This is a genomic window from Streptobacillus felis (genome assembly GCF_001559775.1).
GTDB classification, from domain to species: domain Bacteria; phylum Fusobacteriota; class Fusobacteriia; order Fusobacteriales; family Leptotrichiaceae; genus Streptobacillus; species Streptobacillus felis.
Window position 1 is genome coordinate 622 of the sequence record NZ_LOHX01000317.1, and the last position, 568, is coordinate 1,189.

Here is a 568-nt window from a genome sequence, read left to right on the forward strand (position 1 = left end):
ATCATTTATTATGTTTTTAGCTGATATATTTATATTATTATTTGATATTATTTTATCTCTATTTGTAAAATCTTCTTCTACCTTAACATTTAAATTATTTGTTTTTATTTCTTCTACTTTTGCTTGTGTCTTTGATTCTAATGTTAAATCTTTTGAAGTTATACTTTTAACTCCTATACCTGATTTTGTTGCTACTATTTTTACTACATCTCCATGTATAGAACCTATGATATCTGCACTTAGCTTTATGCCTTCTTCTCCTGCATATGTTGTTACTTTTAATTCTTTGGCCTTTATATCTCCTTCTGATTTAAAGGTACTTGCTATTATTTCTAAATTTTCATCTGTGTTTAGTTCTTTTAAGCTTTTTATGTTTCCTTTAGTATTACTATATCCTTTTATTTCTTCATTTTCTATTATTGGTTTTGATGTTGTTAAAGCCATATTATGTATATTTAAAAAACTTGCACCATCTAGTGTTATTCCATTAGGATTTGAAAGTATTACATCTAGTTTATCTTTACTTAATGCTTCAAGTATTCCTTTTAGTTTACTTTCTTCTAATCCT

1 protein-coding gene is annotated in these 568 nt (G+C 25.2%); it reads right to left on the reverse strand.

Translation table 11 applies throughout. The features are described from left to right. Nucleotides 1-568: two-partner secretion domain-containing protein (locus AYC60_RS09675; RefSeq protein ID WP_156447703.1), on the reverse strand; the 568-nt coding region annotated here is incomplete at both ends.